Source organism: Winogradskyella pelagia, assembly GCF_017581965.1.
Classification (GTDB): domain Bacteria; phylum Bacteroidota; class Bacteroidia; order Flavobacteriales; family Flavobacteriaceae; genus Winogradskyella; species Winogradskyella pelagia.
Genome location: NZ_JAGEVF010000004.1, coordinates 19,443 through 41,910, shown reverse-complemented (window position 1 = coordinate 41,910; position 22,468 = coordinate 19,443). Strand labels below are relative to the sequence as shown.

General features: G+C 35.6%; 20 protein-coding genes. 13 read left to right on the top strand and 7 right to left on the bottom strand.

The features are described 5' to 3' along the window. Positions 1-97: 97 nt before the first annotated feature. From J4050_RS06250 to J4050_RS06230, 5 genes are all read left to right on the top strand, one after another. Positions 98-1,000, top strand: a complete 903-nt coding sequence (locus J4050_RS06250; protein WP_208153419.1) for a hypothetical protein — start codon at positions 98-100, stop codon at positions 998-1,000. A 246-nt stretch (positions 1,001-1,246) separates the two neighbouring features. Further along, positions 1,247-1,840 carry an outer membrane beta-barrel protein gene (locus J4050_RS06245; RefSeq protein ID WP_208153417.1) on the top strand — a complete coding sequence of 198 codons (594 nt, stop codon included), beginning with the start codon at positions 1,247-1,249 and terminating at the stop codon, positions 1,838-1,840. Positions 1,841-1,963: 123 nt separating this feature from the next. Continuing rightward, positions 1,964-2,563 (top strand): porin family protein, encoded by a 600-nt coding sequence (locus tag J4050_RS06240; protein WP_208153415.1) that lies wholly within the window; start codon positions 1,964-1,966, stop codon positions 2,561-2,563. Between the two features lie 76 nt (positions 2,564-2,639). Further along, positions 2,640-3,065 (top strand): type II 3-dehydroquinate dehydratase, encoded by a 426-nt coding sequence (aroQ, locus tag J4050_RS06235; RefSeq protein ID WP_208153413.1) that lies wholly within the window; start codon positions 2,640-2,642, stop codon positions 3,063-3,065. After that, on the top strand, positions 3,062-3,544 hold the full coding sequence (locus J4050_RS06230; protein ID WP_208153411.1) for a hypothetical protein: 483 nt from the start codon (positions 3,062-3,064) through the stop codon (positions 3,542-3,544). The genes aroQ and J4050_RS06230 overlap by 4 nt, the downstream gene beginning before the upstream one ends. A 60-nt stretch (positions 3,545-3,604) precedes the next feature. Here the strand turns inward: J4050_RS06230 and lpdA are convergent, their stop codons facing one another. The 3 genes from lpdA to msrB form a co-directional block, all read right to left on the bottom strand. Next, positions 3,605-4,981 carry a dihydrolipoyl dehydrogenase gene (lpdA, locus tag J4050_RS06225; protein WP_208153409.1) on the bottom strand — a complete coding sequence of 459 codons (1,377 nt, stop codon included), beginning with the start codon at positions 4,979-4,981 and terminating at the stop codon, positions 3,605-3,607. Between the two features lie 131 nt (positions 4,982-5,112). Continuing rightward, a complete protein-coding gene (locus tag J4050_RS06220; protein ID WP_208153407.1) occupies positions 5,113-5,664 on the bottom strand; it encodes a DUF1572 family protein in 552 nt (183 codons plus the stop codon). 70 nt (positions 5,665-5,734) lie between these two features. After that, positions 5,735-6,211: a peptide-methionine (R)-S-oxide reductase MsrB gene (msrB, locus tag J4050_RS06215; RefSeq protein ID WP_208153405.1), complete on the bottom strand. Its 477-nt coding sequence runs from the start codon at positions 6,209-6,211 to the stop codon at positions 5,735-5,737. A gap of 158 nt (positions 6,212-6,369) precedes the next feature. On the opposite strand from msrB, the gene glgA reads away from it, so the two are divergent. The 8 genes from glgA (at position 6,370) to J4050_RS06175 (ending at position 19,306) form a co-directional block, all read left to right on the top strand. Beyond that, positions 6,370-7,584 carry a glycogen synthase gene (gene glgA / locus J4050_RS06210; protein ID WP_208153403.1) on the top strand — a complete coding sequence of 405 codons (1,215 nt, stop codon included), beginning with the start codon at positions 6,370-6,372 and terminating at the stop codon, positions 7,582-7,584. Then, complete coding sequence (locus tag J4050_RS06205) at positions 7,577-8,842, top strand: glucose-1-phosphate adenylyltransferase (RefSeq protein ID WP_208153401.1); 1,266 nt, start codon at positions 7,577-7,579, stop codon at positions 8,840-8,842. The genes glgA and J4050_RS06205 overlap by 8 nt, the downstream gene beginning before the upstream one ends. 130 nt (positions 8,843-8,972) lie before the next feature. Then, positions 8,973-10,910 carry an alpha-1,4-glucan--maltose-1-phosphate maltosyltransferase gene (locus tag J4050_RS06200; protein ID WP_208153399.1) on the top strand — a complete coding sequence of 646 codons (1,938 nt, stop codon included), beginning with the start codon at positions 8,973-8,975 and terminating at the stop codon, positions 10,908-10,910. A gap of 3 nt (positions 10,911-10,913) precedes the next feature. Beyond that, positions 10,914-12,545 (top strand): maltokinase N-terminal cap-like domain-containing protein, encoded by a 1,632-nt coding sequence (locus tag J4050_RS06195; RefSeq protein WP_208153397.1) that lies wholly within the window; start codon positions 10,914-10,916, stop codon positions 12,543-12,545. Between the two features lie 5 nt (positions 12,546-12,550). Next, positions 12,551-14,461 (top strand): 1,4-alpha-glucan branching protein GlgB, encoded by a 1,911-nt coding sequence (gene glgB / locus J4050_RS06190; protein WP_208153395.1) that lies wholly within the window; start codon positions 12,551-12,553, stop codon positions 14,459-14,461. A 152-nt stretch (positions 14,462-14,613) separates the two neighbouring features. Next, positions 14,614-17,019 (top strand): glycoside hydrolase family 31 protein, encoded by a 2,406-nt coding sequence (locus J4050_RS06185; RefSeq protein WP_208153393.1) that lies wholly within the window; start codon positions 14,614-14,616, stop codon positions 17,017-17,019. Between the two features lie 97 nt (positions 17,020-17,116). Then, a complete protein-coding gene (locus tag J4050_RS06180) occupies positions 17,117-17,944 on the top strand; it encodes a M48 family metallopeptidase (protein WP_208153390.1) in 828 nt (275 codons plus the stop codon). Between the two features lie 63 nt (positions 17,945-18,007). After that, positions 18,008-19,306 carry an MFS transporter gene (locus J4050_RS06175; RefSeq protein WP_208153891.1) on the top strand — a complete coding sequence of 433 codons (1,299 nt, stop codon included), beginning with the start codon at positions 18,008-18,010 and terminating at the stop codon, positions 19,304-19,306. A gap of 47 nt (positions 19,307-19,353) precedes the next feature. Here J4050_RS06175 and J4050_RS06170 read toward each other — a convergent pair whose 3' ends face one another. From J4050_RS06170 to J4050_RS06155, 4 genes are read right to left on the bottom strand one after another with little or no spacing between them, the layout of a single operon-like run. Continuing rightward, positions 19,354-20,079 (bottom strand): head GIN domain-containing protein, encoded by a 726-nt coding sequence (locus tag J4050_RS06170; protein ID WP_208153388.1) that lies wholly within the window; start codon positions 20,077-20,079, stop codon positions 19,354-19,356. A gap of 30 nt (positions 20,080-20,109) precedes the next feature. After that, positions 20,110-21,198 (bottom strand): hypothetical protein, encoded by a 1,089-nt coding sequence (locus J4050_RS06165; RefSeq protein ID WP_208153386.1) that lies wholly within the window; start codon positions 21,196-21,198, stop codon positions 20,110-20,112. Continuing rightward, the gene (locus J4050_RS06160; protein WP_208153384.1) at positions 21,176-21,739 is read right to left on the bottom strand and encodes a hypothetical protein; all 564 of its coding nucleotides are present in this window, start codon (positions 21,737-21,739) and stop codon (positions 21,176-21,178) included. Before J4050_RS06160 ends, J4050_RS06165 begins: the two co-directional genes overlap by 23 nt. Further along, the gene (locus tag J4050_RS06155; protein WP_208153382.1) at positions 21,739-22,302 is read right to left on the bottom strand and encodes an RNA polymerase sigma factor; all 564 of its coding nucleotides are present in this window, start codon (positions 22,300-22,302) and stop codon (positions 21,739-21,741) included. The genes J4050_RS06160 and J4050_RS06155 overlap by 1 nt, the downstream gene beginning before the upstream one ends. Positions 22,303-22,468 lie beyond the last annotated feature (166 nt).

Sequence of the window (22,468 nt, the reverse complement as noted above, 5' to 3'; positions counted from 1 at the left end):
TAAGTTTAGGTGAATTTAGAAAAAATCTCACAATATTTGATACTCCAAATAAAAAAATACCTAAAAAAATTATCAATTCTTTGAATAACATATAGTTATGGTTAAAATAAGATTATCATTAAATATTATTAGTCACCTAGTTTTATTGCTCTCGTTACTTTTTACCACTAACTTAATGCAAGGTCAAGAAGATGTAAATACATTTATGGGGTTTATTAAGATCCAAGATTCACTATTAATTAAATATAAGGTAGAGCTCCAGCAAGAAAATGGCGTGGTGAGCGGCTTCAGCCTTACTGATTTTGGAGGTGAGCATGAAACCAAATCTAGAATAGAAGGTACTTACAATGAAGAGAGAAGCCTACTTTCGTTTAGGGAGGTAGAGCTCATATACACCAAATCGCTCTATGAAGAGCAAGATTTTTGTAACATCCATCTAGAACCTACCAAGTTTAAATGGGATAGTGGCAAGCTCATGGGCAATTTTAAAGGAAAGTTCAACGATGGTACAGAATGCATCAATGGAGAAATTGCCATGAATTCTATTGAGAAGATTGATAAGCGGATAACAAAATTTACTAAGAAATTAAAAAACTCTAGGCGTGTACCAGATAGCATCAAGCAACAGCTCGATAAGATGAAAATAGTAGACACACTTAACCTTAATGTTCTAAAGAAGGACGAAGTAACTTCTATTCTAACAGCGTCAAAGAAGATTACCTGTACCATATACGATGGTGGCCAAATAGATAAGGATGTGATAACCGTATACAAAAACGGCAAAATCTTGTTGTATAAATACGAAATATCCGATACTAAAAAGATACTAACCATTCCTTTAACGGACAAAAGGTCTCGCATTACCATTGAGTCCAATTCCGTAGGTACTATTGGAGAGAACACAACGTTTATAGAAATCTCAGATGGTGTTAACAATATAAGGACCATGACCAATCTTAAGATTGACGAGAAGACCGATATCGATGTTATCCTAAAGTAAACTACCCAAGAACAGGATTATTTAAGGCTTAAAGCAGGCTTAAATGTGATAGTTTTACCACCAAAAGACTATCATCCAACACGGTTTAACTTAAAAAATTGTTAATAACGTAAAACATAAAGAGTTAATAATCAAACAAATAGATTTTTATGTTTATTAAATTGTTAATAAGTCTTGATAATTTCTTTAAAAATTAAAAAAAATACACTTCATTTGTACCAATCAATTTTAAAACTTAATAATATTATGAAACGAATTTTACTTTCTGCATTAGCAATATTTGCTTTTGCAACGATTAGTGCCCAAGATGAAGGCACACCTGGTTTTGCTAAAGGGGATGTTTATGCTTCTGGTACTGTTGGATTTAACAGTGGTAAGCAAGGAGATTTTAAAACAAACGGCTTTGATTTTATGCCTGCTGTTGGTTACTTCATAAGCGAAAATATTGCTTTAGAAGCAAATCTTATTGTAGGTTCTGGTAAGGACGAATTTCCTGGCGGAGGTGAGGATAAGTTTTCTTCGTTCGGAGGTGCATTAGGTGCAACGTATTTCTTTACGCCGGCGAGTCGCTTCTCTTTTACAGTTGGAGCAGGGTTGTCTTATGTAAGTACAACGTTTGAGACAACAGGTTCTCCTGATATATCAAATGATACTTTCGCTATCGCTGTGTCTCCTGGTATCAATTACTTTGTATCTAATAACTTCGCATTAAGAGCGTCTGTAGGGGCTTTATCTTACGCAAGTTCTAAGAATGACACACCTGGTGCAGAAGCCTTTAATACTTTTGGATTAAATTTAGATTTATCAGACATCAACTTCGGTGTGACTTATAAATTTTAGACCATAATAATTTTAGAAAAAGCCGAGGTAATGTCCTCGGTTTTTTTTTTGTCTAAAAATTAAAGTAACGCTTGTTCACTTTACGAATAATCTTACATTTATCGCCAAACTATATCTATTCATATGAAAAAACTTTTACTTATAGTCGTTTTGGCTGTTCTGCCTTGCCTAACTATTCAAGCGCAATCAGATAGTGGTGATTTTACGATCTCACCACAAATTGGGGTCAACCTTTCAACCTACTCATCTGATGCTACCTATAATTCTAGAATATCTTTTGCCGCTGGTGTAATTGGTGAATACTATTTCAGTGATCGCTGGAGTTTACGCTCTGGGTTGCTTTACAATCCTATGGGTGCAGAAGATGGTTTAAATATTGTTGATAAACTGAATTACTTAACAATTCCATTAAATGCAAATTGGCATTTTGGCAAAAAAAGAAATTGGTATCTAAATTTTGGTCCTGCTGTATCTTTTCTATTAAAGGCAGAATCAGAATTCCCAGATGGGAATACTCTAGACGTTAAAGATGTTGTGTCTTCCTTAGACGTCGGTTTGGTAGTGGGTATTGGATATAAATTTGATGTTGCAGAAAATTTCCAACTTAATATTGATTATCAAGGTTACGGTGGCTTTATAGATATTGATGATGCAAATAATTTACCATTCTCTATTACAAACTCTAGAAGCTCCTTCAACATTGGAGGCGTTTTTTCGCTTTAAACTACAGTATATAATTTTCTTAAACCGAGGCAATAGTCTCGGTTTTTTTATGTTTTGTATTTAGTATCTTTATATCATGAAGACAATTGCTATTATTAATGGTCCCAATCTTAATTTATTGGGTAAACGAGAGCCAGAGGTTTACGGTAACCAATCTTTTGAAACCTACTTAGAAACCTTGCGGAATAAATTCAAAAGTATCGAATTTATCTATTACCAATCTAATATAGAAGGTGAGATTATTAATAAACTGCACGAGGTTGGTTTTAGCTATGATGGTGTTATTCTTAATGCAGGAGCTTATACACATACTTCTGTTGGTATAGGTGATGCGGTAAAAGCCATCTCTACACCAGTAATAGAAGTGCATATTTCTAATACCTTTTCTAGAGAATCTTTTAGGCATCAATCTTATATTTCCCCTAATGCAAAAGGTGTAATCATCGGTTTTGGACTCCAATCATATGATTTAGCAGTACAAAGTTTAATACAAGCAAAATGAAGAGATTCTTAAAGTATATTTCCGTTTTTGGTTTTATAGTCGGTTTCGGACAAGTCCAGGCTCAAACTGAATTTGGTTTAATTGGTGGCCTCAATCTCACGTTTTTTGATGTCATAGAAGGGGACTTTGGTCCTAATGCAACGGTTGATGTTGGATACTATGGAGGTTTTTTTGCCGATATTGAAGTTGATAACGGGTTTCACTTTCAGCCAGAGCTACTTTATATTGGTATTGCCGATTTTAGATTTATAAATGCGCCTTTATATCTTAAATATGATATCAATAACAATTTTCATATCCTGGTTGGACCAAGTCTCAACTACTTTTTCGATTTCTTTACCAATAATTTTAAGGTGAGGGCAGATGTAGCTCTTGCCTACGACATAACAGCGCGGCTAAACATTCATTTGAAATATACCTTGGGTATTGAAGAACTTTCGCCAGATGTTATGTTTCTGGGCCTTGGATATAGGCTATAAAAAAAAGGACAAAATTTTAATAAGCTTTGTCCTTTTAAAATAATATGATGTCTTATCCTTTTAAAGGTGGATGACCTCATCATAAGCATCAGCAACAGCTTCCATAACCGCTTCGCTCATAGTTGGGTGAGGATGAACCGCTTTTAAAACTTCATGACCTGTAGTTTCCAATTTTCTGCCTAGTACTGCTTCGGCAATCATGTCCGTCACACCAGCACCAATCATATGACAGCCTAGCCACTCACCATATTGGGCATCAAAAATAACTTTTACAAAGCCTTCTTTATTTCCACCAGCACTTGCTTTACCAGATGCAGAGAAGGGGAATTTTCCAACTTTAATGTCAAAACCTTGTTCTTTGGCTTGGGCTTCAGTTAAACCTACACTAGCTATTTCAGGTGAACAATACGTGCAACCCGGCACGTTACCGTAGTCTAAAGCATCGACGTGTTGCCCAGCAATTTTTTCAACACATAGAATACCCTCTGCCGATGCTACGTGTGCTAAGGCCTGACCTGGTGTTACATCTCCAATGGCATAATAGCCAGGAATATTGGTTTGGTAATAGTCGTTAACCAAGATCTTATCCCTATCAACTGCAATACCAACATCTTCTAGTCCAATATTTTCAATATTAGATTTAATGCCTACTGCAGATAATACGATATCAGCTTCTAGAGTTTCTTCTCCCTTTTTAGTTTTTACTGTAGCCTTCACACCTTTTCCTGAGGTATTTACAGAAGTAACTTCAGCAGAGGTCATTATTTTTATTCCAGACTTTTTAAAGCTCCGTTCTAATTGTTTTGAAACCTCGTCATCTTCAACAGGAACTATTTTTGGCATGTATTCTACAATGGTTACCTCAGTACCCATTGAATTGTAGAAATAGGCAAATTCAACACCAATGGCTCCAGAACCTACAACTATCATTTTTTTAGGTTGCTTCTCTAAGGTCATGGCTTTTCTGTAACCAATCACTTTTTCGCCATCTTGTGGTAGGCTAGGCAGTTCCCTAGAGCGTGCGCCAGTGGCAATGACGATATGGTCTGCGCTGTATTCTTTTCCTTCTACTTCAACCTTTTTACCAGGCTTTAGTTTACCAAAGCCTTCAATGACGTCTATCTTATTCTTCTTCATTAAGAACTTCACACCATTGCTCATGCCATCAGCAACGCCGCGACTACGTTTTACAACGGCGTCAAAATCATGTTTTGCATCTTTTACCGTTAGCCCGTAGTCCTCTACGTGTTTTAAATATTCAAAAACTTGAGCTGATTTAAGAAGTGCCTTAGTAGGGATACAACCCCAGTTTAAGCACACACCACCAAGACTCTCTTTCTCTACAACGGCAGTTTTAAATCCTAATTGAGAGGCTCTAATAGCAGTTACATAACCTCCTGGGCCACTTCCTAAAACTATAATATCATATTTGCTCATAAGGGTGTTTTTTGTTGAAAATTGAGCCACAAAAATAATAAATTCTAAACATTATTGTCTATGCGGCCGTAACTTTAATGTATGCCATTTAGGCCAGCTTAAAAGAATTTATTAAAAATATTATCTGTAAATTAAACTTCATCAGTAAAGTGCCTGTTTTCTTTGTCTTTACTAAACCTATCCATGTTGTATGCTTTGGATTTCCCCTTAGGAATTGAAAGTGGACGCCAATCTCGACCCTTTACCAATTTTCCAATAAGTACAATTTGCCCAATGTGATAGGCGTAGTGCATCATTTGCCTATTTATAGCCTCGGTGACTGTATGGCCTTGATGTCTAATAAACACAATACGGTCTAAGTCTGATTCAGCAAGTTCTTTTAGAGCATGAAAAAGACAATTCCAGCCTTTATCCCATTGCTTAAGTAGTTCTTTTTTTGAAGTGTAGGTATCTACGAATTCATTATCCCGCTCACGCCAATTTTTTTCGCCATCCTCTTGTAGAAAGCTAGTCCAACGACTTAACATATTTCCAGCCAAGTGCTTTACAATAACACTAACAGAATTTGAGCTTGGCGAAAATTCTTTGGTCAACTCATTAAAGGTTAATTGACCGATGGTTTTTTCTCCTAAACTTTTATAGTAATTAAATTGTTTAATAGAGCTTGATAGATAACTATCCATAATATGGTATTTAGCTTTTGCTCTAAGTTAAGATTTATTAGAAAAAGATATTTTTTCTAACGGCTAAAGTCTATTTAGCAGGCACAAACTTAAGAGCTACGCCATTAATACAATGGCGCTTACCAGTTGTTTTTCTGGGTCCATCATTGAACATGTGACCTAAATGCCCTCCGCAAGTTGCGCAGTGCTCCTCGGTTCTTGCATAACCAATTTTATAATCTGTAGAGAAAGCAACATTGCCTTCAATTTCTCTATCAAAACTTGGCCATCCTGATCCAGAATCGAATTTATGTTCGCTTCTGAATAAGGGCGTGTCACAAGCAGCGCAGTGATAAACACCTGGGTTATAGTTTTTATTTAAAGGGCTTGAAAAGGCACGTTCTGTTCCCTCTTTGCGCAAAACGTAATACTGTTCTGGAGTTAGTTCTGCTTTCCATTCTTTTTCTGTTTTGTCAACAGCAAAATCTTTTGTTTTATCTGCTTTTTGTGCAGAGCTTTGGCAACTAAACCCAAGCAATATGGTAATTAAACCGAGTGTCTTTTTCATTTTTTAAATTTTTATAAAGGTAATTTTCAATTTTCATTAATAATAATCCTTTAACCTAAAATTAAAGGTTTTTCTTCCGAATTTAGCGTATCTTTATTGTCTATGTTTACATTGATATAAGTCGTTATAACTCGATATCACTTACACAAATTTAAAGGATGAAAGTACTTTTTTTAACTAGGGAATTTCCGCCTTATGTATACGGAGGTGCGGGAGTGCATGTGGAATATTTGGCAAAGGAACTTTCCGAAATCATGAAGGTTGATGTCCGAGCCTTTGGAGACCAAGATATTTCAAAAGAAAACCTTAATATAAAAGGCTATTCCTGGCATGATACTAATTTTGAAAATGCTGATGACAAATTAAAAATGCTTTTTAAAACCTTAAAGGTGGGTTTAGATATGAACCTTGAACCAACCGATGCAGATGTTATTCATTGTCATACTTGGTATTCTCATTTTGCCGGAATATTATCTAAACTGTGCTATGGCATACCTTTAGTAGTTACAACGCATTCTCTTGAGCCGCTGCGCCCGTGGAAAAGGGAGCAATTAGGTAGAGGCTATGATGCATCGTCCTGGATTGAAAAGACAGCTATTGAAATGGCAGATGGTATTATAGCAGTGTCCCAAGAGACTAAAACTGATGTCCTGAAGCACTTCAATGTAAAAGAGGATAAAATAGACGTAATATATAATGGCATAGACCTGAAGGAATATTCAGTAACTAGCGACACCTATGTTTTGGATGAATATGGTATTGACAAGTCAAAACCATTTGTGCTATTTGTAGGTCGCATAACACGTCAAAAAGGAATTGTACATTTAGTAAATGCTATAAAATATATTGATAGAGATACCCAAGTTGTTTTGTGTGCAGGTGCTCCCGACACTGAAGAAATAGCAAAGGAAATGAAAGATGCGGTAGCTGAAGCTTCAAAACAAAGAAGCAATATTTTTTGGATTGACAAAATGTTAGAAAAAAAGGATGTCATTCAATTGTATTCTCATGCTAATGTGTTTTGTTGTCCGTCTATCTATGAACCTTTTGGAATTATCAACATAGAGGCTATGGCATGTAAAACTGCCGTTGTAGCAAGTGCTGTGGGAGGCATCAAAGAAGTTGTTGTCCCAGGTGAAACAGGCATTTTGGTTTCTGTAGAACAGCAAGCCGAAGCACCATTTGAGCCTGTTGATCCAGATAAATTTTCGAGAGACTTAGCAGATGGAATTAATACAATCGTTGCCGATAAGGCACTTCAAAGCACAATGGCCAAGGCGGGAAGAAAACGGGTAGAAAATCATTTTGATTGGAAAGCCATAGCAAAACAAACAAAATCACTTTATAAATCTTTAATTGACTCTAATGTATAACCAAAAAGTACTTAGCATCATTTTAGGAGGCGGGCAAGGCTCGCGTCTATATCCACTGACAGAAACAAGATCTAAACCTGCTGTTCCAATAGCAGGGAAATATCGACTAGTAGATATACCTATTTCTAATTGTATCAATTCAGAAATTAAGCGCATGTATGTATTAACTCAGTTTAATTCGGCATCGCTAAATCAACATATTAAAAACACATATCACTTTAGTTTTTTTAGTTCTGCTTTTGTAGATGTTTTAGCTGCAGAACAAACCATTCATAGCGGTGATTGGTTTCAGGGAACCGCTGATGCTGTTAGGCAAAGTATGCATCATTTTTTACAGCACGATTTTGAATACGCGCTTATTTTATCTGGTGATCAGTTGTATCAAATGGATTATAATGATATGATCAATGCCCACGTGGAGGCTGGTGCAGATATTTCTGTGGGCACCTATCCGGTCAATGCAAAAGATGCCACCTCATTTGGAATATTAAAAACTGACAAGGACAATAATATTACTTCATTTATTGAGAAGCCCTCTTCAGACTTATTAAAGGACTGGAAGTCAGATGTAAGCGACGAGATGCGGTCCCAAGGCAGAGAATATCTTGGCTCTACAGGTATTTACATTTTTAATAGAGAGTTATTGATAGAATTAATGAATGATAAAACGACTGTAGATTTTGGTAAAGAGATTATCCCTCAATCTATAGGAAAACTTAAAACTATTTCTTTTCCTTTTGAAGGATATTGGACAGATATTGGTAATATAGACAGCTTTTTTGAAGCCAATATAGGCTTAACTGATGATATTCCTAAGTTCAACCTTTACGACATGAATCAAAGGGTATTTACCCATGCGCGTATTTTGCCAACGTCTAAAATATCTGGTACCACTTTAAATAAGGCCGTTATCGCAGAGGGTTGTATTATCCAAGCAGCTATGATCGAAAAGTCTGTTATTGGAATACGTTCTCGTATTGGTAAGGAAACAACCATCATTAATACGTATATGATGGGTTCTGACGTATATGAGTCGCTTGAAGAAATAGAATCTAAGCACATTAATATATTAACGGGAATAGGTGAACGTTGTTTCATTAAAAATGCCATAATAGATAAGAATTGCAGAATTGGTGACGATGTTAGGATTAATGGAGGCAAGCATTTAAAAGACGCCGAAACTGACACCTATTTTATCAAAGATGGTATTGTAGTTGTAAAAAAGGGAGCGGTAATTCCAAAAGGAACAGTCATTTAAACTTCTTTTCAACATAATATTTATTTCAAACGTTGTAGTTTATCATTGTTTAAGAATAATGAAATCTATACCTCGTTTTATATGCCTTTTTTATTAATTTCGAAGTCGTAATAGCAAATTTGTTATAGAAATGCAAAACCAAAAGCGTGTTGTCATCGATTATGTATCTCCTCAGATTAACGGTGGCGATTTTTTTATTAAGCGAGTAGTAGGTGAAATTATAAATATCGATGCACATGTTCTTGTTGATGGTCATGATGTGATATCAGCTTCGGTTTTGTACAAGCATGAAAAGGAGCGTAAATGGAGTGAGGCCAGAATGCATTTGGTAGTAAATGATGAGTGGAAATCTTCTTTTCATGTAGAAAAACAGGGTTTTTATAGTTATAAAGTACAAGGTTGGGTAGATTATGGACTTAACTGGCAACATGGTATAGAGCGGAAAATCGATGATGGGCAGCATGTAAAATCGGAACTGCTTGAAGGCATAAGCCTATTAAAACCGCTTATTAAAAAAGTTACGAAAGAAGAGCAAGATTATTTAGAATATTGTATAGCCAGTTTTAAAGACGAGGCAAAGTATGATTTGGCGATTAAAGAAGCTAAGAGCAGCGAGCTTTACGATATTTTTGTGAAATATCCTGAAAAGCACTTAGCGAATGAATCAAAAGAACTACAGGTTTATGTAGACAGAAAGAAAGCTAGGTTTAGTACGTGGTATGAGTTTTTCCCACGATCGGCTTCGGAAATTGAAGGCCAGCACGGAACGTTTAAAGATTGTGAGCGTCTGTTGCCAAGAATTGCCGAAATGGGTTTTGATACGCTGTATTTTCCGCCTGTACATCCTATAGGCTATGTCAATAGAAAGGGGAGAAATAACACTACAAAAGCTCAATCTGATGATGTTGGCTCAGCTTGGGGAATAGGATCACCAGAGGGAGGGCATAAAGACATACATCCAAAACTGGGTACCATCAAAGATTTTAAATCGCTTGTTAAAACAGCTAAAGAGCAAGGTATTGAAATTGCTATGGACTACGCTTTACAAGCAGCGCCAGATCATCCATGGGTAAAAGAGCATCCAGAATGGTTTAAATGGCGACCAGACGGAACTGTGCAATATGCCGAGAACCCACCAAAAAAGTATCAAGACATCTTACCTATTTACTGGGAATCTAAGGATTACAAAAACTTATGGAATGAATGTTTAGATACTTTATTATATTGGATAGACTGCGGTATAACCATTTTTAGAGTAGATAATCCACACACTAAGCCATATTATTTCTGGGAATGGATAATAGCAGAAGTAAAGCAAAAACATCCAGATGTTATTTTCTTGGCTGAAGCATTTACAAAGCCAAAGGTTATGCAACAATTGGCAAAACGTGGCTATACTCAGTCTTACACCTATTTTACTTGGAGAAACTCTAAGCATGAATTAATGGAATATCTCACTGAGTTAACACAAACGGAACAACGCGAATATATGCGTCCAAATTTTTGGCCAAATACACCAGACATTAATCCGTATCACTTGCAAGGAGCTAACGAGTCTAAATATTTACAACGTTATGTTTTGGCAGCCACACTAAGCTCTAACATAGGTATTTATGGCCCTGTGTTTGAACAAATGATTGATGAAGCGATTCCTGGAAAAGAAGAGTACTTCATGTCAGAAAAATTTGAGGTAAAGCACTATAATTGGTTCAAGCAGAATAAATTAACAACCATTATTTCTAGAATCAATCAGATCCGTCACCAGCACGAGGCACTGCAGCAAACAAATAACATAAAATTTTGCCATGTTGAAAATGATAATTTGATGGCGTATTATAAATGGAATGACGATAGGTCTGACGAGCTTTTAATCATTGTTAGTTTAGAACATCATTACTCACAACAAGGCACAGTTCAAATACCTTTGTCAGATTTAGGTATTGATCCTGGACATCAAATTAATGTAATGGATTTAATTACCGGCAGCAATTACAATTGGCATAGCGAATGGAATTTTATTGAGTTGCATCCTACTTTGCCATTTCATATATTTAAAATAAATAAGTAAGATATGGCTAAAAAGAAATCTTCTGCCACTACTTTTCATGTGCCTTATAATTTTGACGTGCGCTGGGAAGAATTAATGGAGAATAAAGATTTCGTGAAGATATTTTTATCTGATGTATTAGAAGAATACATTGTTAAGCAGCGCTGGTACGGTGGTAAGTCGAGTAAGCTAAAGTATATTGAGCTAGCAGAATATTTCAGAATTCAAAAAAATGAAGAGGTATATTATGGCTTAATTTTAGAAGTCAATTTTACCGAGGCCTTTTACCAACATTATTTTATACCTATTGCTTTTGTTTCGGACGAAAGTTTTGCTCAAGATGATCGTATTTTACCGATCAGCATCCAAAACCAAGAGGGTTATATAATTGATGCCATAAATTTAGAAGCTTTTAGAAAGGTCGTGTTTGAGCGCATCCTAACCGCTTTACCCAAAGATAAGACTCGTGTTCAATATCAAAAAAGCCCATCCTTTATAGACTGTGAGTATGAATCTTCTAGGTTTATGGGCATGGAACAGAGTAACACCTCTATAGTCTATAACGAGAAATATGTTTTAAAGTTTTTTAGGCGCATTTATGCAGATAGAAATCCAGATTATGAGATGAGCCGTTTTTTATCTGAGACAAAAGACTTTAAAAATACGCCAGCATATTTGGGCAGTGTGCAAATTAAAGATCACGAAAATGTAAATATTACTATTGCTCTAATGCAGGAGATGGTACCAAACGATGGTGATGCTTGGGATTACATGCTTAAGGAGCTGCATAAAGTTTTCAGTAATTTAGAATACAAGAAAATCGATATAGACAAATTACCTCAGACCGAGCAATTTGTTAGACTAGGTATAAGAGATATACCACCTCAAATTATAGATTGGGCAGGTCTCAATATTTTCAGTAAAATCCAAAAATTAGCGCAGCGAACGGCTGAGATGCACATTGCTTTAGGTTCAGAGTTTGAGGACACGGCGTTTACACCAACGCGGTTTAATGGAGATTATACGGTTTGGCTGAAGAATAGATTATTATATCAATTTCAAAATCGACTGAATTCTGTTGAGAATAACTTACATAAACTTGAGGGTTTAGCTTTAGAATTGGCCCAAGAGTTTCTCGAAAAGAAAAATGATATAAGAAAGCGTTTTGTAAATTTCAATTGGACCAAGCTTAAAGGAGAACGCCTAAGAGTTCATGGCGATTATCATCTTGGTCAAATCCTTGTTAAAGAAGATGATTTTTTCATTTTGGATTTTGAAGGTGAACCAGAAAGCACTATTAGAGACAGAAAAGTGAAACAGCCACCATTAAAGGATGTGGCAGGATTGTTTCGCTCCTTTCATTATGCGATTTACGCTACAATCTTTAATAATCTGGAGAAATACGTTTATGATCAAGAACAACTTTTTAAAGCAGGAGAGATTCTTTATCAGTACCTTATCGGTTTATTCTTAGGGACTTATGTTGTAGAGATTCAAAATGCAAATATTAATATAGGATATCAACAAGAGCGTGTATTTCTTTTAAAATATTGCCTACTTGAAAAGGCTGTTTATGAATTGGGTTACGAATTAAACTCACGTCCAAGATGGGCCGTAATTCCGTTAAAGGGAATTTCAAATATTATCAATCACTAGAATTTATGGCAGAAGTAATTGCACACAGTTTATTTACAGAATTTGATATTGATTTATTCAAATCTGGAAAACACTATCGACTTTATGAAAAATTCGGCTCTCACATTACTTCGGTTAATGGAGTAGAAGGCACATATTTTGCGGTTTGGGCACCCAGTGCTAAATCGGTATCTGTTATTGGTGATTTTAATTTTTGGCTAGAAGGCGATCATAAACTTCATGTGCGCTGGGACGAAAGTGGTATTTGGGAAGGTTTTATTCCTGGTGTGCGAAAAGGAAACATTTATAAATATAAAATTCAAAGCCACAATAACGATATAAAGACAGAGAAAGCTGATCCTTATGCTAGGCGTAATGAACATCCTCCAAAAACTGCCTCAGTAGTTTGGGATGACGATTACAAATGGAAAGATTCTAAATGGATGAAAGTACGTAAAGCAAAAAATGCTTTAGACGCACCGTTTTCAGTTTACGAAGTACATTTAGGATCATGGCGTAAAAAAATTGAAGAAAATCGATTTTTGTCTTATGCGGAATTGTCTAAAGAACTGGTTAGTTATGTTAAGGAGATGAATTTTACGCACGTAGAGCTAATGCCTATAATGGAATATCCGTACGACCCATCTTGGGGTTATCAGCTTACAGGATATTTTGCGCCAACGTCGCGCTTTGGTTATCCAGATGAGTTTAAACTTCTTGTCGATAAATTACATGAAAATGGTATTGGTGTAATTTTGGATTGGGTGCCTTCACATTTTCCAGAAGATGCGCATGGCCTTGGTTTTTTTGACGGTTCTCATTTATATGAGCATCCAGATAGACGAAAAGGGTACCATCCGGATTGGAAAAGTTTAATTTTTAATTATGGACGTAATGAAGTTAAGGCGTTTCTCATAAGTAATGCTTTATTTTGGTTAGACCAATATCATGTAGATGGCTTGCGTGTTGACGCCGTGGCCTCAATGTTATTTTTAGATTACAGTAGAGAAGAAGGTGAATGGGAGCCTAATATGTTTGGTGGTCGAGAAAACTTGGAAGCTATTTCTTTTATGCGAGAAATGAATGAAGCGGTTTACAGCGCTTTTCCTGACGTTCAGACCATTGCTGAGGAATCTACATCCTTTCCTATGGTATCAAAACCTACTTTTATTGGAGGGTTAGGTTTTGGAATGAAATGGATGATGGGCTGGATGCATGATACACTTCAGTATTTTGCCAAAGAACCCGTATATCGCAAACATCATCAAAATGATTTAACCTTTTCTATGACCTATGCGTTTACAGAAAACTTTATGCTACCGCTTAGCCATGATGAAGTGGTATACGGAAAACATTCCATTTTGGGAAGAATGCCTGGTGACGAGTGGCAACGCTTTGCTAATCTAAGATTATTATATAGTTATATGTTTACGCATCCTGGTACTAATCTTTTGTTTCAAGGGTCAGAGTTTGGACAGAGTGAAGAATGGAATTTTCAACAAAGTTTAGATTGGCATTTGTTGCAATATGAACCTCATAGAGGTGTTCAGACTCTTATTAAGGACTTAAATGCGTTCTACAAAAAAGAGCCTGCATTATATGAGAAGCAATTCTCAGGAGAAGGTTTCGAGTGGATTGATTATAATGATTCAGAAAACTCTGTTTTAGTCTATATACGCAAGGGTAAAGACACAAAAGATGATATTATTATAGCTTGTAATATGACACCTGTACCAAGGGAAAATTATCGCATGGGTGCTCCTAGAGACGGCAAATTAAAAGAAGTCTTTAATAGCGATTTAAAGAAGTATTTTGGGGGTGGAAGCTATAAAAACAAAATACAATCTACAAAAGAGGAGCCATGGCAATTTAGGGATTACTCTGTTGAAATTAACATCCCACCACTGGGTATGGTTGCCTTAAAGTATACTAAATAATGTTTTGAAGGATGTAATTCAATTTTTAACAAGGCCTACTTGCTGCGATTCACTAAAACGTTGTAGTTAGTAACTCATCGAAAATACCCTATTCCAGGCTTTTAGAAGTTCTATTTTTTCCGTTTTTTTACACGATTTTACAAAATCGTGCTATGATAGTAAATACTGAATTAGAAAATAAAGGGAATCAATTTCCTTCAAAGATTATAGGTTTTAAAAAAGATGTAGACAAACTCTATTTCTCCACAAGTAATGATGTTATACTTGAGCTTACTGTAGTTCGCGACAGCGTGTTCAGATTTCGATATACAACCGTTGGTAATTTTGATAATGACTTCTCTTATGCCATAACAAAATACGCTAGTATTGGTTACAATAAATTAGAAATTGAAGAAAAGACAGATTGCTTTGAGATTTCAACTTCAAAATTAAGGTGTGAAATCTCTAAGGAGAGTTTGAGAGTTTCAATTTATGATGTAAAAGATAACTTTTTAATCAATCAAGATGAAATTGGTTTCCATTGGGAAGAAAGTTATAAATATGGTGGCAATATTGTAAAAATGAGTAAGGTCTCTAATGATGGCGAAAGTTATTATGGCCTAGGAGATAAACCTAACCACTCAAACCTAAAGGGTAAGCGTTATAATAATTGGGTAACCGATTCTTATGCTTACGGAAAGGACAGCGACCCTATTTATAAAACGATTCCATTTTACACTGGGTTACACCATAACAAAGCTTACGGTATTTTTTTTGATAATACCTTTATGTCTTCCTTTGATTTTGCTCACGAAAGACGCAACGTAACTAGTTTTTGGGCACAAGGTGGTGAAATGAACTATTATTTCATTTACGGGCCTCAAATGAATGATGTTGTAGAGAGTTATACCGATTTAACCGGTAAACCGCATCAATTACCACCACTTTGGGCTTTAGGATTTCATCAGTGTAAATGGAGCTATTACCCAGAAAGTAAGGTTAAAGAAATTACCTCTACATTTAGAAAACTGCAGATTCCCTGTGATGCTATTTATTTAGATATTGATTACATGGAAGGGTTTAGGTGCTTTACTTGGAACAAAGACTATTTTCCAGACCCAAAGCGCATGGTTAAGGAATTAGCTGATGATGGGTTTAAAACAGTTGCTATTATTGATCCAGGAATAAAAATTGATAAAGAATATTCTGTTTTTAAAGAAGGTTTAGAAAATGATTACTTCTGTAAACGTGCAGATGGGGCTTATATGAAGGGTAAAGTATGGCCAGGAGAATGTTATTTTCCAGACTTTACAAATCCTGACGTTAGAGAATGGTGGTCTGGCTTGTTTAAAGAATTAATTGAAGATATAGGCATTAAAGGTGTCTGGAATGATATGAACGAGCCTGCTGTTATGGAAGTGCCCAATAAAACGTTTCCAGATGACGTAAGGCACGATTACGATGGTAATCCATGTAGTCATAGAAAAGCCCATAATGTTTATGGGATGCAGATGGCTAGAGCTACATATCAAGGATTAAAAAAATATAGTTATCCAAAGCGACCATTTGTTATTACAAGAGCGGCCTACTCCGGGACGCAGCGCTACACCTCTTCTTGGACCGGAGATAACGTTGCAACTTGGGAGCATCTATGGATAGCCAATATTCAGGCACAACGAATGGCCATGTCTGGATTTGGTTTCGTTGGAAGTGATATTGGGGGATTTGCGGAGCAGCCATCTGGTGAATTGTTTACAAGATGGGTTCAACTTGGTGCATTCCATCCATTCTTTAGGGTGCATTCTTCTGGTGATCATGGCGACCAAGAACCTTGGGCTTTTGATGAAGATGTAACAGATATAGTAAGAAAGTTTATTGAGATTCGCTACCAACTATTACCTTACTTGTATACAGCATTTTGGAACTATACAGACCATGGGACACCACTTTTAAAGTCACTCGTCCTTTATGATCAAGAAGATGTGCAAACACATTACAGAACCGATGAATTTGTATTTGGAGAGCAAATTTTGGTTTGTCCGGTACAAGAGCCAAATGCAAAAGGACGTCGTATGTATGTGCCAAAAGGCAACTGGTATAATTTTTGGACAGATGAGGTTGTAAAGGGAGGCAAGGAAATGTGGGTTGATGCGGACATAGATAGCATGCCAATATTTGTAAAAGAAGGAGCCGTTATCCCGAAATATCCAATTCAGCAATATGTTGGTGAAAAGGAAATTACAGAAATTACTTTAGATGTTTATTATAAAAAAGGCAAGGAAAAAAGTGAGCTGTATAGCGATGCAAATGATGGCTATGATTATACCAAAGGGCGTTACAGTCTTAGAACCTTTAATTTAACCGGCCGTACTAACGAATTAATTATTAATCAGCATAAAGAGGGTAAGTTTATTACTCCGTATGATACTTTTAAAATAAAAATTCACGGGCTACCTTTTGAAATTGGTGAGATTCAATTAGATAATGAAAAAGTATCTCTAGATACTCTAAAAATTAATGGGACCCTTACCTTTATTGTGGATAAGAATTTCTCAGAATTACATGTAATTAGTAAATAGATGATTAAGGATTATTTAATGTGACTTCTGTTTAAAATAGGGTCTTAATAATGATTGGATTTTTGTAATTTTAATTCATATACCAAAAACATTAATTATGATGATAAAAAAGACCATACTTTTCTTAGCTGTTTTGTTATCGATATTGTCTTGTGCTACCAACCCATTTACAGGTAAGAGCACAATGGCGTTTGTATCTAATGACCAACTTTTTCCAGCAGCATTTGCTCAATATAATCAAGTTCTTAGCGAGAATAAAGTCGTTACAGGCACTAAAGATGCTGAGATGATTACTCGTGTTGGTCAACGTATAGCTATCGCTGCAGAGCGCTGGCTAAATGCCAACGGCTACCAAGGGTATTTAGATGATTACAAATGGGAATATAAACTCATAGAATCTGAGCAAGTTAATGCATGGTGTATGCCTGGAGGAAAAATTGCATTTTATACAGGAATTTTGCCAATTGCCCAAAATGAAACAGGAGTTGCTGCAATTATGGGGCATGAAGTAGCACATGCGCTTGCAAATCACGGACAGCAGCGCATGAGCGCCGCTTACATACAGCAAGGACTAGCTGTAGCAGGAAATGTTGCCCTATCAGATGACCAGCAAGCTTTAGATATTTTTAATCAGTCCTATGGTGTTGCTTCTAATGTGGCCGGCATGTTACCATTTAGTAGAAGCCATGAAACCGAGGCTGATAAAATAGGCTTATATCTTATGGCTGTTGCGGGTTATAATCCAGATGAAGCTTCGGAATTATGGAAGCGTATGAAGGCCAATAGTGGAGGGCAAGCACCACCAGAATTTTTGAGTACTCACCCTAGTAATGATAGTAGAATTCAAAATTTACAGGCACTATCGCCAAAGGCAAAAGAAGAAGCTAAAAAATTTGGAATAACTTCTTTTAGGCCCATTAATTAAGACTCATAAATATTGATTACTTTAGAAGCTGTTCTATTAGAGCAGCTTTTTTTATTTAATTATATGAATGACGTTAAAAAAGGAAGTGCCAAGCTATTAAATGCTTGGGCCTTTTATGATTGGGCGAACTCCGTTTACACACTAACAATCGCATCTTCTATTTTTCCTATTTTTTATTCAGCTTTATTTTTGACTGAAATAAAAAAAGTAGTGGCATTTGGTTATGAGTTTAAAAGTACAGCCTTAATCACATTTGTCACAGCTTTTACCTTTATGGTTGTCGCCGTATTATCACCGATACTTTCTGGTATAGCGGACTATGTTGGTAACAAAAAGAATTTCATGAAGTTTTTTTGCTATCTGGGCTCTGCAGGTTGTATTGGGCTTTATTGGTTTAGTCTAGATAGAATTCACCTAAGCTTACTGTTTTATTTTATGGGTCTTATTGGTTATTGGGGAAGTTTGGTTTTCTATAATTCCTACTTGCCGGATATAGCCTTTGAAGAACAACAAGATAAGATTAGTGCCAAGGGTTTTGCTATGGGTTATATTGGGAGCGTATTACTTCTTGTTATAAATTTAGTGATGGTGATGAGTCAAGACGAAGGTGCTGAGAAGATGCAAATGATGCGCTATTCTTTTATAACAGTTGGTATTTGGTGGGCTTTATTTAGTCAATATAGTTTTAAGATATTGCCTAAGGGCACTTCATCTGGTCACAAGGTGACTAAAGAAGTTCTGTTTAATGGTCTAAAAGAACTTAAAGGCGTTTGGGGACAATTAAAACTAGACCTAAGGCTAAAACGATATTTGTACGCCTTTTTTGTTTTTAGTATGGCAGTACAGACAATTATGCTAGTAGCTGTTTATTTTGGCGAAGAAGAGATTGATTGGGGAAGTGATGAGGCTAAAACCACAGGGCTTATTGTAAGTATTTTAGTAATTCAGATTGTAGCTATTGTAGGTGCTATTTTAACATCGAGAGCGTCTTCTAAATATGGCAATATCAAAGCTTTAATTGTTACAAATTTCATTTGGATGTCTTTGTGCGTTTACGCCTATTTTATGCAAAGTCCTGTTCAGTTTTATATTGCAGCAGGTCTGGTTGGTTTGGTTATGGGAGGTATACAATCCTTAGCGCGTTCCACGTATTCAAAGTTTTTACCAGAGACTGAGGACACAACCTCTTTTTTCAGTTTCTATGATGTCGCTGAAAAAATAGGAATTGTTATTGGAATGCTTATTTATGGTTTTATAGACCAAATTACAGGTAGTATGCGTAATTCTATTTTGTTCTTGGTTCTGTTTTTTTTACTAGGAATCGTATTGCTTTTCAGAGTACCCAAGCATAGGGTAGTGTAATAAAAAAGCCACCTTTTGGGTGGCTTCTTTAACTGTCTTTTGATTGATTACGATTTAATGCTTCCAGAACCTGATACTTTAGTGTCTTTTGTTTTTGGAGTGCCTTTGTAAATAATGTCTCCAGAACCTGAGACGCGCCCTTTTAAAGCACCAGAGCAATTAACCTTAGCCGTACCTGATCCAGAAATGGCGGCATCTACATTTACACTTTTTAGGTTACTTCCATCAAAGTCTCCAGAGCCAGCTACTGCAATGCTCAGTGCGTTGGAGTTACCTTTTAACTCTATATCGCCTGAGCCAGCAATTTTAACTTTGGTATTAGAGGAACTAATATTTAGGTTGATATCTCCCGAGCCAGCTAAGGCAACTTCAAGGTCATCTGAATCTAAACTACCGGAATTATTAATGTCTCCAGAACCTGCTAGAGCTACATAATTAATAGACTCACAAGGAACGGTTACAACGAGAGATCGTGTTGTTTTTAAACTATAGCCGTCTTTTACTTTAATGATAAGATTGTTATTGGATATTTTAGTATCTATATATTCAAATAGATTTGACTCGCCTTTTATAACTATGGAACCTTCAATACCATTAACAAGTTTTACGTCCATCGAACCAGCAACTTTAACACCGTCATATTCTCCAAGTGATCTTATTATTGAGCTGACCTCACCATTTCCTTTAATTTTTTCTCCTTTGCCCCATTGTGCGCATGATACTGCAGAGAAGGTTATTGAAATTAGTAACAGTATAGTTTTTAAGTTTTTCATAATGAATTAGGTTTTAATAATTAGTGTGTGTTATTGTTTTTTAAAGCTTATATTGCTGTGTTCAGAATTGACTTTTATTACAGTTCCGGTATCTTTCATACCATGATAACCTTTATATCGTTTATCAGTCTGATCAATTTCCTTACTTGTAAACTTGAACCCTTCAGAATCCCTTAGGGATCCAAACTCTAAATTTAAATCAAAGTTAAAATTCAAGGCTGAATCAAAACCAATGGTCGTACTGGTAAATTCCGACTCTAGATTTACCTTGTTAACGCTAGGGGCTAAACGGTCGATTTTTAGGGTGCCATGGGTGTTGTCTAGACTTAAGTTTTTAAAAACATTACCAATCCTAGTCGTTAGGTGCTTCCCTTGCCCCTCTATATTATTCACATTTTCAATACTTATGGACCCAAAATCGCAGTCGTATTTAACATTTTCAGCGGCCTCAACAGAAGATTTGGTATGATCTGCATCTATGGTGATATTTTCGACTTTAGCAACAATGAATTCGCTGTGCTCAGCTTTAATGGTGGCCGAGTTAATATAGTCGAAATAACAGTTTTTTGAATGGCTAAAGCTAATTTTATTGTTTTGAGATAATAATTCTTTGGCCGTAATCTTACCGAAATCACAATTTAGTTGTGCAGAGCCTTTGAGTTTATCTACCGTTATGGCTCCGAACTCATTATTTAAATCTACATTATTGCTTATCGGAACTTTGATGATATAATCGATTTCAATTTTTAGGTTCATCTTTTTACCCCAATTCCACCAGTTTTTTTCATTCTTTCCAATTTCTGTTGAAGCACTAACTAAATCAGGGCTAGAAGAGAACTTAACGTCGATTCGTTCTAAACGGTCCATTACTTTTTCATCGTTATTACCGCTAACTTTGATAGTAATATCAAAATCAATACGATTTTCATCCCAAGTAATTACGGTAATATTTCCAAATGAATTTTTGACTTTTAATGTAGCATCACTGCTTACATTGAACGTTTTTTTTATCGTTCGTTCTTTTGTGGCTTTTGTCGATTTAAGTTCGGTATTTGCTAATACCATTAAAGGCATTAACAAAAAGCATATTAATAATTTATAGGGTATTTTTAGTAACATTGGTATTTGTTTTTAGTTGTTTGATAGTTTCTATTTCTTCTAAGACAGTGTTTAAAATGTCAATTCTACTCTGAAAATTTGAAATCATTGCGTAGATAACGCGCTGGTCTTCACCACTTTCGGAAAGACTAATTTTTAAGTTTTCATAATCTTGTTCCAACGACTTAATTTCCTCCATGGCATCCAAAATAATAGCCTCTGTAAAAGGTGATTTTTCTTTGTTTAATTTTCTTAATTCGTTTTCAATAGTCGCTGTAAAAAAATCTTGTGTTTCAGATAGTTGTGGTGATACATTGGCTAAATCGAGAACTTCAGGCTCTTTAGGGATAATCATAAAGATGCTAGAACAAAGTATTAGACTGGCAGCAATTGCAAGGAATTTTTGCCAAGGTGTAGATTGCTGGTTAGCATGACCTCCTTTGTGCTCAATTTCATCTAGTCTTTGTATAAATCTGGCTTTATGACCTTCCTGGGGTGAGGCTATATCAAATTCCCCTTTTAAGTTCTCAAAAAGCTTTTCTATGGTTTCATTTTTCTTCATTAGTAATTTTCTTTTTCTGTTAACAATAACTTTTTTCTTAAACTTTCTTTGGCTCTAGATATCATAGTTCGGCAATTACCATAGGATAAATTCATGATTTCAGAGATTTCTTCATAGTCATAACCCTCAATCAGGTGAAGCGTCAAGCTCAATTTATAATTAGGCTTTATGGACTTCATGGCATTTAAAATATGCTTCACTTTTTCATTGGCTTGATCATTCTCATTTATGCCATCATTGTCTTCAACCTTGTACATTACAGTATCCAAAGAGACTTCATTCTGTTTCGCGGTTTTATGGTATTGCGCAATACTATTATTTACAACAATGCGTTTTAACCATGCGCCGAACATTTTACTGTCCTCGAGTGAATTAAGCTTTGTAAAAGCTGTTAGAAATGATTCTTGCATAATGTCTTCAGCTTTAAAAGAATCTTTTACAATTCTTATAGCCGTATTATACATCGCTTTATTGTACCTATTGTAAACTTCCAATTGCGCTTTTTGGTTGCCATAAGTACAGAGCAACAATAACTCTTCTATATTTTGATTGGTTAGTGTCAAAAAAACAATTGCTTTATTATAAAGATTTATTTATTGTTAGGTTGTTACACTTTAGTAAAAAAAAAGTTTTTCCTAATGCAAATCCGTGGCATAACTATTGATTTTATAATGTTATTGATAAAGAAATATAATTTGTAATTTATTGATTGTCAACAAACAAAATAAA